Genomic DNA, 14,699 nt, shown 5'->3' with positions numbered 1-14,699 from the left:
GCCGTAGAAGCCCGAGGCGTTGCCGATGCGGATCACGAGCGCTCCCGCCCCGGGCCGGGCGGACCCGCGAACGCCTGGGCGATGGGCAGCCAGGCGGTCGCCACCGGGCCGACCGCGGTGACCGCGAGGTCGTCGCGGTGGCGGCGCCGGGTGGCGAGCAGGCAGAAGTCCAGCGCGGGGCCGGTGATCCGGTCCCGCGCGTCCTCCGAGCCCCACGCCCACGGCTCGCCGCCGGGCCCGGTCAGCTCGACCCGCACCGGCTCCGGCGGCACGGGCAGGCCGTTGACCAGGAACGCGAAGCCGAACGCGCGGACCGCGAGGTGCGCGACGTGCCGCAGCCGCCGGGTGGGCTCGCGGACCGCGCCGAGCGCGTCGGCCACGTCCTGGCCGTGCGCCCACGTCTCCATCAGGCGGGCGGTGGCCATGGACGTCGGGCTCATCGGCGGGCCGAACCACGGCACCCTCGTGCCCGGCGGCACGGCCGTCAGCGCCCCGGCCAGCTCCTCCCGGCCCGCGCGCCAGTCCGCCAGGGTGACCGGCTCCGCCGCGCCCCGGTCGACCAGGTCGGGCGTCGCCGTCCGCAGCAGCTCGGCGAACGCGGCCGGGTCGCGGGCGGCCAGCACGGCGACGCGGTCGGTCCAGCGCAGGTGGGCGACCTGGTGGGCGATCGTCCAGCCCGGCGCGGGCGTGGGCCGCGACCAGTCGGCCCCGGCCACCAGGTCGTCGAGCACGCGGCTCTCGTCGCGCAGGTCCGCCAGCAGCTCGTGGATCACCGTGCCCTCCCCAGGGCCGTCTCCAGCATCAGCGCCCAGTGCCGCACGATGCGCTCGCGGCGCCGGCGGTCGTCGGTGAGCTGGTTGGCCAGGGCCAGGCCGCGCACCAGGTCCAGGGTGATCTGCACGGCCTCGCGCACGCCCGGCTCGCCCTCGTCCGCGTCCAGCAGCTCCACCGCCAGCCGGTGCGTCTCCCGGCCGAGCCGGGTCTCCAGCGGCACCACTACGGTCCTGAGGTCCGGGTCGGTGCGGGCCGCGACCCACAGCTCCAGCGCGGCGGTGAACAGGTCGCTGGCGTAGAAGTCGGCGATCAGCCCGACCACGGCGACCGTGGTGCTCCCGGCCTCGCGGGCGCGGTCCCTCAGGTGCTGGACGCTCTCCGCGCCCAGGTGCTCGACCGCGGCGGCGACCAGCTCGCCGCGGGTGCGGAAGTGGTGCAGCTGGGCGCCGCGGGAGACGCCCGCGCGTTCCGCCACCACCGTCGTCGTCGTGCCGGACCAGCCCAGCTCCACGAGGCAGTCGACGGTCGCCTCCATGAGCTTGCGCCGGGTCTCGCGGCTGCGGTCGGCCTGCCGCTGCCTGGTCTCGGTGGCCATGCGGGCGAGTGTTCCCCGCTACTAACAAACAGTCAAGACTGTTTGTTAGTAGCGCGGCCGAACGGTCGGCGCGGTCGACGTCACCCGGTGTGATGATGTCCGGCATGGTCGTGCCACGGCGGGACGTGCCGCGGTGGACGGGGACCAGCGCGGTCGGGGCGCCGGCCGGGACGACCGGTTCGCCGCCGCGGTGGGCACGGCTGCGGGAGCGGCTGTCCGGCGGGCTGCCGCTCCCCCGCGACGACGGCTACGACACCGCCCGGCCGCCGTTCACCAGCCTGTCACCGCGCGGTGAGCCGGCCCCTCACCACCCGCCCTGGACCATGGTCTGGAACAGCCACTCCCCGTCCCTCTTGACCAGCAGGTCGCCGTAGCGCACGACCTGCGAGAAGTCCCCGGCGGTGATGGTCGCGTCGGTGATCACGAACACCAGGTCGGCGGAGACGAAGTGCGGCGTGCGGACCGACTCCATCCCCACCTCGCCGTCGCCCAGGCTCGCCGCCATGTCCCGCAGGAACCGCTCCCGGTCCCACGCCTGCGCCGACCCCTCGGTGACCGCGTTGACCGGGAACAGCGCCAGGTCGGCCATCCCCTCGACGTCCTTGGCCACCGCCAGGGCGTCCCACTGCGCGAACCACGCGAGCACGCCCGCCACGTCTTCCCCGGTCGGCGCGAAACCCGCCCCGACGCCCGGTGCCGAAGTCATGCCGTACAGCGTACCGTATGCCGTACGCCAAGCTGGTGGACCCGTCCGGCGAAGGCGTCACCCGATGGGTGCTGTCAGGGCGCGTGCCGGAGGCGCAGGCTGGTGCGGACGAGGAGGTCGAGGTGGTCGGACCGCGGTGGGCACTGCTGCGGGAGCGGCTGGCCGGCGACCTGCTGCTGCCCGGCGACGACGGCTACGACACCGCGCGGCTGCCGTTCAACTCCCTGTACGACCACCGGGTCCCCGCCGCGGTCGCCCGGTGCGCGAGCCCCGACGACGTGCGGCACTGCCTGGCCGAGGCGAGGCGCTCCGGGCTCCCGGTGGCGGCGCGCGGCGGCGGGCACGGCTACGCCGCCGACTGCGTCCCGCACGGGGGCCTGGTGGTCGACCTCGCGCCGCTGTCCGGGGTCGAGGTGCGGCCGGACGGCACGGCGGTGGTCGGCGCGGGCGCGCGGCTGCGCGACGTCTACGCCGCGCTGATCGCCGCGGGCCGCTTCCTGCCGCTGGGCAACTGCCACTCCGTGGGGATCGCGGGACTCACCCTGGGCGGCGGGATCGGCTGGGCGGACCGGGCGTTCGGCCTGACGTGCGACCGACTGCGGTCGGCGCGGGTGGTCACCACCGACAGCCGGGAGGTGACCGCGTCCGGGGCCGAGCACGAGGACCTGTTCTGGGCGCTGCGCGGCGGTGGCGGCGGCAACTTCGGCGTGGTCACCTCGTTCGAGTTCGCCACCGCCCCCGTCCCGCCCGCGTTCACCGTGTTCCGGGCGCGGTTCCCGGCCGGGTCGGCGGCGGACGTGCTGGGCGCGTGGCAGCCGTGGAGCACCGCCGCGCCGGAGGCGGTGTCCACCGTGTGCGTGGTCCGACCGGACGGCACGGTGGAGCTGGAGGGCAGCGCCGTCGCGCCGGCGGCCGCGACGCGCGCCGAGGTGGCCCGCCTGCTCGCCGCGGTCGGCACACCGGCGCCCCTGGAGGACGCCGAGGTCGACCACGCGACCGCGGTCGCCCTGACCGCCGTGCCCCAGCCGGAGCGCAACGCCTTCCGCGCCTCGTCCCGCCTGTCGGACGGGCCGTGGACCGACCCCGCCGCCATCGCCGGCACGCTGCGCGACCGGGAGGCCGCGCTGCTCGTCGTCAGCGCGCTGGGCGGCGCGATCGACCGACCGGCCGACACCGACACCGCCTACCCGCACCGGGGCGCCACGACCTCGGTGCAGGTCTTCGCGGACGTCGGGGACCTACCGCCGGACCGGGTGACGCGCGAGGTCGACGAGGTGCAGCGGGCGCTGGTGCCCCTGGTGGGCAGGGCCACCTACGTCAACTACCTCGACCCGCTCCAGGAGGACTGGGCGGAGAGCGCTTACCGGCACAACCTGCCGAGGCTGCGCCGGATCGCCCACCGCTACGACCCGGACGGCGTGCTGGGGTTCCCCCGGTCGGTCCGGGCCTGACGCCGGGTCACCGCCGGACCAGGTCAGCCGCGCGGGTCGCCGCCGGAGCAGTTGTGGCTGATCAGGCCGTTGGCCACGAAGTCGCCGGTGCCGGTGGTGATGTCGTAGAGGGCCCGCGACGTGCCCAGCCACTCCACCGACACCACCTCCAACCCGGGGGTCACCGGCACCGCCACGTCCTCCACCGCGCTGCCGCGCGCGAGCACCGGGCCGATCAGGTGCAGGAACCGCAGCCGCGCGGCCAACCCGCCGACGACCCGCACGCCGCGCACCTCGACCGCGTGCGGCACCTCCAGCCGCAGCAGCGCCCGCACCGCCGCGTCGAACACCGCGCCGTCCGAACTGGACAGCACCAGCTCGCCGCCGGCGGAGCTGCCGCGCGCGTCGAACAACCCCGCCAGGAAGCCCTTCGACCACTCGTCGCCCGGTCCGGCACCCGGCTCGGCCAGGTCGACGTCCCGGGGCACCCGGCCGCCGCCGAACTCGCGCAGGCGCGCCAGCACGTCCGGGTCGCACGACGGGCCGCCGCGCACCGCGCCCCACAGGTAACCCCGCCGGTACTCCGCCAAGTGCGCGGGCGGCGCGGCGAACCGGCCCGTGCCGACCAGGCGCGCGCCCCTCACCAGGTGCGGCCGCTCGCCGGCGTCCTCGCACCGGCCCGGCGTGAGGTGCCGCCAGCCCTCGTCGGTGAGGAACCGGTGGTCGCCGCTGGCCACCACCTGCGTGCCGTCGCCCAGCGTCAGCCGGTAGGCGGGCCTGGTCGCCTTCCAGTGCGCCCGCACGCGGGTGACCACGAACCGGCCCCCGCGCGTGCCGAACACCTCCTCGCCCACCGCCAGCTCCGCGATGGGCCTGGTGCGGCCGCCGGCCAGCAGCACCGGCGTGTCGCCGGCCAGGCAGCGGGCGGGTCCGGGGTCCGCCCGGTGGTGGGGAAGGCCGGCGGGGCCGGCACTTCGTACGCTGCGCACCAGTCCCGGTAACCCCGGCACGCCCTGCCGCCGGTCCGCCCCGTCCCCCTGCCCGTCCCGCCTCATGAGTTCATTCGAACACGCGTTCGAACAACGGTCAAACGGAGTTCCCTTGTCCCCGCTGGACGTCATCCTGTGGCCCTTCGACAACCCCGCGCTCACCTTCGCCGGGGACACCACGAGCTGGGGCGAGGTGGTGGGTTTCGTCACCGGCGCGCTCTGCGTGTGGCTCGTGGCCCGGCAGAACCCGCTCAAATGGCGCTACCCCTAGGCTTACCTGGCACGACCGGAGCCGAACCTCCGATGAGCTGCTAAAATAGGTTTGCACGATCACGGGGGATCACGGTCGAGCAGAGAGCGTTTTGTAGTGGATCTGTAGCGCAGAGGGCCCCGGCACCGAGGTGGTGTCGGGGCCCTCGTGCGGCGAGCTAGCCGTCGAACCGACACTCGCGTGCGGCCTTGACGAACGAGGCGAACGCGCCCGCCGAGAACCTCAGGTGCCCGGCGTCCTTGGCCTTGCTGTCCCGAACCTCACCGACTTCGTCGCCGAGGTTGATCTCGACGCAGTCACCGCCGTTGGTGTTCGAGTAGCTGCTCTTTCTCCAGTGTTTGAAATCAAGGTCCGGACTCACATCCGCACCTCCTTGCCTGATTGACCCTCACAAGTGCGTCGCTAGCGTAACGAGCATCTTGTGAGATTCATCCGCCGTAGCGGCCTGTTCGACGAGCCTGGCGAACCGCTTGGTGTAGTCGCTGACCTCGGCGGACGATCTGAGCAGCTGACCGGACCGGTCGTTTTCGAGGTACACCGTGTCGAGACTCGGCTCGGAATCGAACTTCAGCAGCTTCGCCGCCGACCCCATCAGCGGGTGCTCACCGGCGGCGAACGGCAGCACCAACAGCGTGACGTCCGGCTGCTCGGCCACCTCGACGAGCCGCTCGAGCTGGGCGCGCCACACCGCGGGGCCGCCGACCGGGCGGCACAGCACGGCCTCGTCCAACACGATCGTCATGCGCGGCGTGCCGTCGTCGTGCAGGTGCTGCTGACGCGCCATGCGGAACGCGACGAGCCGTTCCAACTCCTCGGCGGCGATGTCCGGCCGGGCCCGGCGGGTGGTGGCCCGGATGTACGCCTCGGTTTGGAGCAGGCCGGGGATGAACTGGATCTCGTAGATCATGATGACGCTCGCGGCCTGCTCCAGCCCGAGCAGCTGGCGGAACCACTCCGCGACCGTGTCGGAGTACGCGGCCCACCAGCCAGGCTGGGAAGCCGCTCGAGCCACCTCGACCAACTCCGCCGTGAGCTGCTCCTCGGCACCGCACAGCGCCGCAAGCGAGCGCACCGCGCTGACCCTGACCACCTGGCGGCCGTTGTAGATCTTGCTGATGGTGGACGGGTTCAGCCCGAGGTGGTGAGCAACGGCCTGCGGGGTGTGCCCGGCACTCCGCGCCAGGTCCCGTAGCTGCTGACCGAGCCGCACGCGGAGGATGGTCGGACTCGGGCTCTCGCCCATCGGTGAACCTCCCATGTCGTGGGTGGACGTGCCCACAGTGCGCCCCGATGTCACCGATCGTCACAGCCGGTCCGCCCATACGGGGCATCGCCTACAGGAATTTCCTCCAGTACGTTCGTGTGGCACCCTGACTCCTCGTGAAGCCGGGGCGGCACCCGCCCCGGGTAGGCGTGACTGACCCTCACAAGTCCCGGGGCGGGCACCACTCAGAGGAGGCGACTGGTGACGATCGTGGGCATCACAGCACCGTTCGAGACGTGGTTCGGCGTGTGGCTCGTGTCGCTCTTGGTGATCGGCGGCCTGGTCCTGGCGGGCGCGGTGCGGCTGACCCGGTCGCGGCGGTTCGCGCGCCTGCGCGCCGACCTGGTTGACCTCGGCCACCCGGCGACCATCCCCCCCAAGCACCGCCGGGGCGGGCGCCGTCAGGGCCCCGGCCCGGCGAAGGGTGGTGTCGACGCCGGTCGCCCCTCGGCGGGCGTCGACACCACCGACCGGCGACCGGCACGCGCGGCATGACCGCCCCTGCCTCGACGACGTGGCGGCTCGACCCGTCCGATGGGATCGAGCACCAGTACCCCGTCAGCGCCGCGGACGTGGTCCGAGCGCGATGCGGACGCGACACCCCGCGGGCGCTGCTCATGCCCGCCATCGGCCCGGTTCAGCGCTGCTACGTGTGCGACAACCGCCCCGGAGGGGGGTCCGCATGATGACGATGGCCGGCCACGCGTGGCGCATGAGCCACACCGACCAGGTGTTCCACCAGTTCGCCGAACCGTTCCCCACCGAGGACGTGCCGGTGCTCGCCGCGTGCGGCGTGGCTGTCCGCGCGCACTCCGTCGACCCGGTCGCGTCCACCGGCGACGCCCCGCCGCTGTGCCCGCTCTGCTTGGTGCGCGCGGGCACCGTCGAAGCCGATCAGCTCGAGGCGCGGTGGGCGGCGCGGCGCGGCGAGCTCGCACCCCCAACCCCAACCCCAGCGGAGGCGCTCATGGGTGACAGCAAGCCCACCCCCGAGGAAGACCAGCAGATGCGCGCTCTCGCCCTCGGCCGCCTGGTGGACGGCGACCCGGCCGGCGCGGTCAACCTGCACGCGCTCCGCGAGCTGGTCTCCGAGGACCCGCCGGACAACGAGCCGGCCAGTTGACCCCGGACCGCCCATGCGGTCCGGCGGCGTGCACCTCATCTACTGGGCGCAGGTGCACGCCACCGCGCCCGCCCCGTGCCGCCTCCCCTGCGGCCTCCCCCCGGGGCGGGCGCGGTCCCCATCCCCACCACCAGAGAGGCACCACCGTGAGCGACAGCGACGACTGGCAGGACGAATCGCCGAACCCCGAGCGCCCGGGAGCCGGGCGCTGGGCCGGCCGCGGGACCAACACGCAGAACGCCTGCACCTGCAACGCCAAGGCTGGCACCAACCACGCGTCGGGGTGCCCGGCCCTCGGCTGACTACCAGCCCCCGCCGGGCCCGCCCTGGTCTCCCTGGGGCGGGCACGGCCGTACCGTCGAGGGGGATAGGGGAGATCATGCGGATCAGGATCAACGACGTGACGGAGAAGGAAGCCGCTGCGGCGGTCGCCGCGCTGCGCGTGGTGTTCGAGGTGCGCTCGGTGGTGCCCTGGGAACGCTGGACCCGTCGCGACCCGAACGCCACCACGGGCGCGGTCCGGGTGGACGCGGTGCTGCCCGACTGGCCCACGGTCGAGCCCGGCGAGCAGGACCCGCCGCCCGTCCGCCGACCGCGCCGCCGCTGAACGACGAACGACCCCCGCACCGCCACCCCATCGGGGCAGCGGTGCGGGGGTCGTTGGTCTCAGATGGAAGTACCCGGCGGCCCGATGTGAGCTGGCGTCCGTTGATCGCTGAGCACCCCGAAGGGCTCTTGCCAGGGCCTCCCCAACGGAACTGTCCCTGGTGCGGAAGCTGTCGCGTCTCACATGCCCGGCCACCGGGCACCACTAACCTGGCGCACGACAGGCCGCACTGGGCCGCCGTTGTGCGGTCACCCGTCGAGGTCGGTCGCCGGGTACGTGCCGGGGAACCGCGACTCGGCGGGCACCAGCGGGCGGCCATCGGCGGTGCGCGGCGCGGCCACGGGGGTGACGAGCGGCTCGCCGCGCCGGCGCACGGTGACCGCGGTCCACAGCGGACCCAGCACGCCGAGCAGCACGACCAGCGCGCCCAGCACGGCGTCGAGTGCGCCGGGCAGGTCCGCGCCGACGAGCAGGCCCACGGCGGGCACGCCCAGCACCGCGGCGACCGCGGCCCGGACGGTGCCGACGGTGCGCGCGATCCGGGCCAGCGGGTGCCGGTCCGGCGCGGGGGTGTCGGGGGTGGTCATCGAACTCCTGTCCGGCCGGGCCCGCACTGGGCCCGGCCTGGTTGACGGTTCAGGTGGTGCTGGCCTCGATCGCCAGCGGCGCGGGCGGCGCGGCGTTCAGGCGTCGCTGGATCTCGTCGACCACGCGGTGCGCCTGGCCCTCGGCCAGCTCGCCCAGCACGGCGACCATGGCCGGGCCGACCTCGGCCAGCAGGCGCGCCGACAGGCTCGCGGTCAGCTGCTCCGCCAGGCCGTCCACCGCCCGGTCTACGGCGCCGGTCACGGTCGCGGTCAGCTGCTCCGGGGTGATGTCCCGGTCGTTGGCGATGGCCGCGAGCGCGGCGCTCTGCGACTGGAGCACGCCGAACATCCGGGCCAGCTGGTCCCCGTTGCTCCAGACCGCCCGGTAGATGGTCTGGTTGACGATGTTCTTGTCACTGAAGAACGCTCGCCACAGGTCGTCGACCTGCTGCTCGGTGTGCTCGCTCATGTCGTCTTCCTCCACGTGCGCGGCGGTGGTCCGCAGCGCGTTGACGTCGATCGTTTTGGACGGTGCGTAACCGGGGTCCCACTTGCCTTCGACGGAGGTCTCGGCGTGCGCGCGCACGCGCTGCACGTCGCCACCGCCGAGGACCAGGGCGACCGCGTGACCCCAGATCGCGGCCGTGCGGTACTGGGCGTCGGTCATCGGCCGGTCGCCCGGGTAGCAGATCTCGAGCCCCAGCACTCGCGGGTTGAACAGGCGGGTGACCGGCAGCGGGCCCATGCTGCGCCCGCCGCTGGCACCCGCGTGGTTGGCCGGGTGCGCGGCCACCACGTGCAACCCGCCGCCGGCGAGCCCGGCGAAGTTGCACAACGGGCCCGACAGGTCAGACCTGCCGTAGATCAGCAGGCCGGGGCAGCTGGTCGCGTACGCGCCGGCGGTGTGGTGCCAGATGCCGCCCACGTAGGACGCGGACGTGCCGTTCCCCCTGGTCTCCCAACCGGGCTCGAACGTCACCCGCACGCCGAGCGCGCGGACCACGGCGACGATGCGGAGGATGATCTCGACGGCGTTCACCCGGTCACCTCCGGATCGTCGTGCAGCTGCTCGAGCAGCTCCGCCGGCACGCCGGCGAACGCGTCGAAGTCGGCCGCGAGGTAGGGCGCGTCCGGCTCGGCGTCGAGTTCGCCGAGCACCCAGATGCGCCCCTGCTGCCGCTCGACTCGCACGCGTACGTCGTCGGCGTTGGTCTCCGGGTCGTCGTCCGCAGCCGCGACCGCGGACAGGTGCGCGCGGACGTGCTCGACCGCCGCGGTGATGGCGTCCTCCGAGGAGTCCTCGGGCAGGTCGCGGGTGTAACGCACGGCTCACCTCCTAGGGTTGGCCGTCAGCCTCTGAGGGAGACGGTGACGATCAGGGCGGCGATGGACACCAGCACGGCCACGGTTGCGATCACCGTGGAAATCACGTAGCGGCGCCCGCTCGTGTCGTTGTCGAGCCGCCGGTCGATGAGGTCGAGGCGAAGCTCGGCGCGGGCGAGCCGCACCGCGTACTCCCCGAACCGCTCGTCGATCTTGTGGCCGACACCGACCACCACGTCCTGAAGCTCGCGCACGCGCTCCATCACGTACCGGAGAGGCACGTCGTCGTCGTTGCCGGACAAGAGGGCTCCAAAAGGGTCAAGAACTGGACAAGTGGGAACGCGCTGTAGCGCTGCGCGTCCTGAACCGATAGATCTGGTGAACGGCCGGCGCGCCCAGCGGCCGACCGAAGGGAGTGATGCAGGTGCAGGTGAAGCGATCCGCACTGCTGGCCGCCGCTGGCGTGGTGGCGGTGCTGGCCGTCACCGGCGTGGCCGTGGCCGCGGCGTCCGGGGGTGACCCGGCGCCCGCCGAGGCGGGCGAGCAGCTGGTGACGGTCACCAGCTCAAGCGCGCCGACGTCCAGCTCGGTGATCGAGCCGACGACCACCGCGGTGGTGCTGCCGTCGGCGCAGCCCGTCGAGCAGCCCGCGCAGCGTCAGCAGCCGGTGCAGCAGCAGGCTGACGACCCCGAGCCGCCGGTGACGACCACCACCACGGTGGAGATGCCGCCGGAGACGCCCAAGCCGCCGATGGCTGACCCGCCCAAGCCGCCGGACATGTGCACCGACCCGGTGACCGGGATCCGGGTGCCCTGCCCTTAGTCGGCCCCCGCCGGTTCAACCCCTCCGTCAGCCGCCCGCCGCTCTCCCTCGAGGAGGCCGGCGGGCGGTGGCATGAGCGGGATCGACAGCGCGGGTCTGGTGGCCGTCGCCTCGGCGGTGCGCTCGGACGCGTCGACCACCGGCACGGCCGCGAGGTCGTTCTCGGGCCTCGTCACGTCTGCTCCACTCTGACCACCATGTCCGCGCCCACGCGGCCGGTGCCGCCGGTGCGCCGGCACTCCAGCACCAGGCGGTGCTGGCTCATGTGCGTGCCGGGCACGTCGAACGGACCCACGTTCGCGAAGCCCACGCTGAACGCCACCGGGATGGTCGTGCCGACCTGCACGCCGTCGAGCATGAGCCGCGCCTCGCCGGTCGTGCCCGAGGTCGTGACGCAGTGCACTACCTGGGCGAACGCGCGGGGGTGGCTCTTGTACGCGAACGCGGTGTCGAGGACCGGGTCGAACGTCGTCGAGTCGGTGTTCGGCAGGCTGTCGAACCGCACGCGCCTGGTGGGCCAGGTGAGCGCCGGGCGGGCGAGTCCCTGCCCCGACGCGGCATCGTCCGACACCACGATGCCGTTGCCGTTGTCGTGCAGCGCCCACGCCTGAGCGCCACCGACCACCGAGAACGTCCGGATTACGAACGAGCCATTGTCGCGGGTCACGCCGAACTCGCGTTGGCCGTCGCCCCCCTGGATCAGGTAGAACGTGTAGGCCCCGCTGGCGGTCTGCACGATCAGCTCGCCGTCGTTGGTGATCCTCACCCCGCCCTCGGGGATCACGACGTTCCGGTGGGTGCGGCCCTCGACCGCCTCGAGGCGGCGCTCGAGGGTGCGGATGTAGTCCCACACGTCGTTGCTGGGCACCCGGTTCTGCGCCACTACTGGACTCCCTCGGGGACGGGTGCGGTGGTGATGGTGACCTGCTCGGTGTGGTCGCCGGCGATGGCGACGATCCGGCGCCGGTGCAAGCCGTTGCCGAGCCACCAGTGCCCCGAGGTGCGGACGGTGCAGTCGTCGCCGGGGGCGTAGCTGCCCAGCGCGGGCCCGCCGCCGGCGGACACGGTGAGGGTGAGCGCCTCGAGGCCGCCCTCGAGGTCGGCGGCGTTCGCGCGGGCGTAGGCGGCCAGCTGGCCGAGGTCGCCGAGCTGGCTGCGGGTGGCGTCCACCCGGTCCATCAGCGGCACGCCGGCGGCCAGCAGGGCGCCGCTGTAGGCCACGCCCACGGGCTTGCCGTAGTCGGTGCCGTCGCCGGGCACGTAGTGCCACGCGCCCATCTGGCTGTAGTCGTAGTCCGGGACGATGCCCAGGCACGAGCCGGGGCACTCCCAGTGGTGGGCGCCCCACCGGCCGAGGTACGGCTCGCCGAGGTCGACGCGCAGCCGGACCCACCGCTGATCGGCGGACAGGGTCGGGGTGACCCGGATGTCGGGCCCGTCCTCGTCGTCGGCCAGGTCGGCGAGCGCGTCGCCGTAGGAGGTGAACCGGAACCCCTGGTAGGTCCGCGCGTGCGTCCCGGCCGTCGCCACGGTGGACACGTCGACCGGGAGGCCGCCATCGGTCTCGCCGAGGGCCTGGAGCAACAGCAGCCGGGCCAAGTTGGGCTTGCTGGTCGGGCCGAGGGTGGTGTCGGCGGCCGCGGCGGACGGGTTGGCGCGCTGGCCCGGCGTGATGATGCTGCGCCGCCGGAGCAGGCCGGCCAGGTCCAGCGTGCCGATCCGGACGCCGGTCGGCGACGGGGCCGGTGCGGTGATGAACCCGTACGTGACCGGGAGCCGGCCGTAGATCCCCACCAGCATGACCCGCGGGCCCTGCGCGCACAGGTCCCGCACGAGCTGGGTCACCGACCTGCCGTCGGCGCGCGGTGGCCCATCGAGCCGCACCTCCGGCTCGTAGGTCGTGCCGCTGCCGAACGTCAGGCCGGTGGCCCACTGCTGGCCGGCGAGCGGCAGCCGGGCGACCACGCGGCCGGTGCGGGACTCGGCGGCCAGCAGCGACCAGCCCGGCGCGACCGGCGCGGGCGTCGACTGCCCGGCCAGCGCAGCGGCTTCCGGCGCGGTCACGCCATCTCCAGAATCGCGAGAAGGTTCACGTTGGAGTCCTGCCTCAGGGTGTACTGCCCGGGGATGGACGGGATGCCGCCGCCGGTGACGCCGGGCAGCTCGGCCGAGCGCATCGGCAGGCAGTTGCTGTGCGTCGAGTCGACGGGCAACACGGCCTGAATGGTCGTCGCGCCGGGCTGGGCGTAGATGCCACCGTAGAAGGTTCCACCGGTCGGGTGGTACAACTTGGCCTTGCCGACCTGCTCGGCGCCGTTGTTGTTGGCGATGGTGAACCCGGGCGGCAGGCCGAAGTTCGCCGGCCCGCTGCGGGTGTCGTTGCCGGATCCGACGACCATCCAGATCCGCACGATCAGCGTCTTGCCGATCTGCACGTACCGCCCGAAGATTCCGACGCCGGTCCCGCTGCCGAGGTTGAGCGCCCCGCCGGTGGCGGTGATGGTCGGGGTGTAGCTCGTCCACGCGCGGGGGTTGAGCAGCGTTACCCACAGGGACGCGGTCGGGTCCCACATGTCCAGCAGGCCAGCCGCTCCGACGCGCATGTCCCACGGGTACGCACCGCCGCGGGCCTCAGCTCCGGCGGCGTACCGGATGCCGCCCGCCGCCCGGGTCCACCATCGGCGGTCGGTGAGGTTGGCGTTCACGATCGCGGGCGTGCTGGGCATGTTCGGCGCGGACGGAACGAACACGTCGCACAGCGGCAGGCACGCCGGGATCGCGGCCAGGCTGGGCGCGGCCGGCACGGCGGCCGCGGCGCCCTTGACCACCTCGACGAACAAACCCTTGTTGCTCACCCCATTGCTCGGGTCGAGCAGTTCGGGATCGCGCACGCGGACGATGACGGTGTCGATGCGGGGGTTGGTGGCGTTGGCCGCGTCGATGTCGATGTTGCCTGCGGGCCCGAACGGTCCGACGTAGGCGTGCTGGCCGGCGCGCGGGATGACTGCGGCCCCGGTCGACACCGTCAGCTGCATGGACGCGCTCGGCGAGGTGGCCGCGACCGCCAAGTTGGCTCCGGCTCCGAGGATGACGCCGCCCTCGGATCCGGTGCCGCCCAACGAGTTGTGGCCCATGACGGCGGCCAGGACCGCGCGCAGCTCCAGCGGGCCGAGCGCCTTGTCGAGAAACCACGGGTCGGGGCCTTGGAGGACAGCGGGCACGGTGACCTCCTCAGGTCAGGTGGGCGCCGCTCACCAGTTGGCGGGGCGCAGGTGGATGCGGGCACGAGCAGCGGGCGACGCGCCCGAGGGTGGCCGGAATGCCCACGTCCCGGTCTGTCCAGGTTGGATGGTGGGCCAGTCGCCGACCAGGCCGAGGAACGCTCCCCGGTCCGCGACGTCGGCGGGGTTGGCGGGGTTGGTCAGCAGCACCGAGCGGGCCGGGTAGATCACGCCGCCGTACTCGACGGGGTGCTCGTCGGCGTTGATGACGACCAGCTGCCCGGCGGCGATAGCGGCGGTGTAGCGCAGCGTTTCGCCGGTGGTGGTGTCGGCCAGTTCCGTGTTCGCGGGCAGCGGGCCGACCAGCTCGAATAGCGGCCCGACCAGCGCGGTGCCCGCGTTGGTGATGGAGAGCCGGCCGGTGGAACCACCGCCGCCGGCGTCGACACCGCCCGCGGTGGTCGCGTCCACGCCCCCGGCGGTGGTGGCGTCGACACCGCCCGGCGGGTCGCTGGGCGGCTCGGCCTCGGCGCTGGTCCATGGCCCGTACTTGCGGGGGTCCGGCGCGGCCAGCGCGATGACGAAGTCAAGCCACCGCCCGTCACGGCTGATGATCGGGTCGAGCTCGTCGTCGAGCTCGACGTAGGCAGTCAGCGGCCCGGTTTCCTCGAGGCACAGCAGCGGGTAGAGCCGGCCCGGGTCGGAGCACAGGGCGGCGAGCCGGTGCTCGGCCCGCCGCCGCGCCTCTCGGGTCGGGGCGTGGGCCCAGCACGTCAGCTCGACGAGCCGCTCGGCGCGGTAGGCGGGCCCGCGGTACGAGCCGTGCCCGCTTACCCGGACCGAGCGGGCCGAGCGGGGAGTTGCCCCGCCCGACCATCCGCGCTCGTACTCGACTGCCCACTCGACGCCGTTCTCGTCGGGCCCGACGTTGAACGTGATCCCGTCGAGTGTCCACTCGACATCGTCGGCCACTGCCGCACCTCCGA

Annotated in this window: 20 protein-coding genes; 6 read left to right on the top strand and 14 right to left on the bottom strand. The window is 73.6% G+C overall.

The features are described from left to right. Positions 1–32: 32 nt before the first annotated feature. From ACFP3R_RS16580 to ACFP3R_RS16570, 3 genes are all read right to left on the bottom strand, one after another. Complete coding sequence (locus tag ACFP3R_RS16580) at positions 33–773, bottom strand: TIGR03084 family metal-binding protein (protein WP_380637098.1); 741 nt, start codon at positions 771–773, stop codon at positions 33–35. Further along, positions 770–1,369, bottom strand: coding sequence for a TetR/AcrR family transcriptional regulator (locus tag ACFP3R_RS16575; protein WP_380637097.1), 600 nt, complete (start codon positions 1,367–1,369; stop codon positions 770–772). Before ACFP3R_RS16575 ends, ACFP3R_RS16580 begins: the two co-directional genes overlap by 4 nt. A gap of 304 nt (positions 1,370–1,673) precedes the next feature. Beyond that, a complete protein-coding gene (locus tag ACFP3R_RS16570; RefSeq protein ID WP_380637096.1) occupies positions 1,674–2,075 on the bottom strand; it encodes a nuclear transport factor 2 family protein in 402 nt (133 codons plus the stop codon). A 17-nt stretch (positions 2,076–2,092) separates the two neighbouring features. Here ACFP3R_RS16570 and ACFP3R_RS16565 point away from each other — a divergent pair, with 17 nt between their 5' ends. After that, on the top strand, positions 2,093–3,526 hold the full coding sequence (locus tag ACFP3R_RS16565; RefSeq protein WP_380637095.1) for an FAD-binding oxidoreductase: 1,434 nt from the start codon (positions 2,093–2,095) through the stop codon (positions 3,524–3,526). Positions 3,527–3,549: 23 nt separating this feature from the next. Here ACFP3R_RS16565 and ACFP3R_RS16560 read toward each other — a convergent pair whose 3' ends face one another. Next, positions 3,550–4,560, bottom strand: coding sequence for a hypothetical protein (locus ACFP3R_RS16560; protein ID WP_380637094.1), 1,011 nt, complete (start codon positions 4,558–4,560; stop codon positions 3,550–3,552). A 46-nt stretch (positions 4,561–4,606) separates the two neighbouring features. Here ACFP3R_RS16560 and ACFP3R_RS16555 point away from each other — a divergent pair, with 46 nt between their 5' ends. After that, the gene (locus ACFP3R_RS16555; protein WP_380637093.1) at positions 4,607–4,765 is read left to right on the top strand and encodes a hypothetical protein; all 159 of its coding nucleotides are present in this window, start codon (positions 4,607–4,609) and stop codon (positions 4,763–4,765) included. 157 nt (positions 4,766–4,922) lie between these two features. On the opposite strand, the gene ACFP3R_RS16550 is transcribed toward ACFP3R_RS16555, so the two are convergent. Beyond that, the gene (locus ACFP3R_RS16550) at positions 4,923–5,126 is read right to left on the bottom strand and encodes a DUF397 domain-containing protein (protein ID WP_380637092.1); all 204 of its coding nucleotides are present in this window, start codon (positions 5,124–5,126) and stop codon (positions 4,923–4,925) included. 27 nt (positions 5,127–5,153) lie between these two features. After that, positions 5,154–6,008, bottom strand: a complete 855-nt coding sequence (locus ACFP3R_RS16545; protein WP_380637091.1) for a helix-turn-helix domain-containing protein — start codon at positions 6,006–6,008, stop codon at positions 5,154–5,156. Between the two features lie 222 nt (positions 6,009–6,230). On the opposite strand from ACFP3R_RS16545, the gene ACFP3R_RS16540 reads away from it, so the two are divergent. From ACFP3R_RS16540 to ACFP3R_RS16530, 3 genes are all read left to right on the top strand, one after another. Then, positions 6,231–6,524 carry a hypothetical protein gene (locus ACFP3R_RS16540; protein WP_380637090.1) on the top strand — a complete coding sequence of 98 codons (294 nt, stop codon included), beginning with the start codon at positions 6,231–6,233 and terminating at the stop codon, positions 6,522–6,524. Positions 6,525–6,711: 187 nt separating this feature from the next. Further along, the gene (locus ACFP3R_RS16535; protein ID WP_380637089.1) at positions 6,712–7,152 is read left to right on the top strand and encodes a hypothetical protein; all 441 of its coding nucleotides are present in this window, start codon (positions 6,712–6,714) and stop codon (positions 7,150–7,152) included. Between the two features lie 379 nt (positions 7,153–7,531). After that, positions 7,532–7,759, top strand: a complete 228-nt coding sequence (locus tag ACFP3R_RS16530; protein ID WP_380637088.1) for a hypothetical protein — start codon at positions 7,532–7,534, stop codon at positions 7,757–7,759. Positions 7,760–8,007: 248 nt separating this feature from the next. Here the strand turns inward: ACFP3R_RS16530 and ACFP3R_RS16525 are convergent, their stop codons facing one another. Genes ACFP3R_RS16525 through ACFP3R_RS16510 form a run of 4 tightly spaced genes read right to left on the bottom strand, consistent with a single transcriptional unit; the run spans position 8,008 to position 9,971 of the window. After that, positions 8,008–8,346, bottom strand: coding sequence for a hypothetical protein (locus ACFP3R_RS16525; RefSeq protein ID WP_380637087.1), 339 nt, complete (start codon positions 8,344–8,346; stop codon positions 8,008–8,010). A 49-nt stretch (positions 8,347–8,395) separates the two neighbouring features. After that, positions 8,396–9,385, bottom strand: a complete 990-nt coding sequence (locus tag ACFP3R_RS16520) for a peptidoglycan recognition protein family protein (protein WP_380637086.1) — start codon at positions 9,383–9,385, stop codon at positions 8,396–8,398. Next, positions 9,382–9,672: a hypothetical protein gene (locus ACFP3R_RS16515; RefSeq protein WP_380637085.1), complete on the bottom strand. Its 291-nt coding sequence runs from the start codon at positions 9,670–9,672 to the stop codon at positions 9,382–9,384. The genes ACFP3R_RS16520 and ACFP3R_RS16515 overlap by 4 nt, the downstream gene beginning before the upstream one ends. Before the next feature lie 23 nt (positions 9,673–9,695). Further along, positions 9,696–9,971, bottom strand: a complete 276-nt coding sequence (locus ACFP3R_RS16510) for a hypothetical protein (RefSeq protein WP_380637084.1) — start codon at positions 9,969–9,971, stop codon at positions 9,696–9,698. 128 nt (positions 9,972–10,099) lie between these two features. On the opposite strand from ACFP3R_RS16510, the gene ACFP3R_RS16505 reads away from it, so the two are divergent. Beyond that, positions 10,100–10,492: a hypothetical protein gene (locus ACFP3R_RS16505; RefSeq protein WP_380637083.1), complete on the top strand. Its 393-nt coding sequence runs from the start codon at positions 10,100–10,102 to the stop codon at positions 10,490–10,492. Positions 10,493–10,664: 172 nt separating this feature from the next. Here ACFP3R_RS16505 and ACFP3R_RS16500 read toward each other — a convergent pair whose 3' ends face one another. The 4 genes from ACFP3R_RS16500 to ACFP3R_RS16485 are packed head-to-tail and all read right to left on the bottom strand — an operon-like array spanning position 10,665 to position 14,685. Further along, positions 10,665–11,375, bottom strand: a complete 711-nt coding sequence (locus ACFP3R_RS16500; RefSeq protein WP_380637082.1) for a hypothetical protein — start codon at positions 11,373–11,375, stop codon at positions 10,665–10,667. Beyond that, the gene (locus ACFP3R_RS16495) at positions 11,375–12,556 is read right to left on the bottom strand and encodes a hypothetical protein (protein ID WP_380637081.1); all 1,182 of its coding nucleotides are present in this window, start codon (positions 12,554–12,556) and stop codon (positions 11,375–11,377) included. Before ACFP3R_RS16495 ends, ACFP3R_RS16500 begins: the two co-directional genes overlap by 1 nt. Then, positions 12,553–13,713 (bottom strand): hypothetical protein, encoded by a 1,161-nt coding sequence (locus ACFP3R_RS16490; protein WP_380637080.1) that lies wholly within the window; start codon positions 13,711–13,713, stop codon positions 12,553–12,555. The genes ACFP3R_RS16495 and ACFP3R_RS16490 overlap by 4 nt, the downstream gene beginning before the upstream one ends. Before the next feature lie 30 nt (positions 13,714–13,743). Continuing rightward, entirely contained in the window at positions 13,744–14,685 is a 942-nt protein-coding gene (locus ACFP3R_RS16485; RefSeq protein WP_380637079.1) for a phage tail family protein, read from the bottom strand. Positions 14,686–14,699: the final 14 nt, after the last annotated feature.

Source organism: Saccharothrix lopnurensis, assembly GCF_042658445.1.
Classification (GTDB): Bacteria; Actinomycetota; Actinomycetes; order Mycobacteriales; family Pseudonocardiaceae; genus Actinosynnema; species Actinosynnema lopnurensis.
Note: the sequence above shows the minus strand (reverse complement) of the source record. Positions and strands in the feature narration are given on the sequence as shown.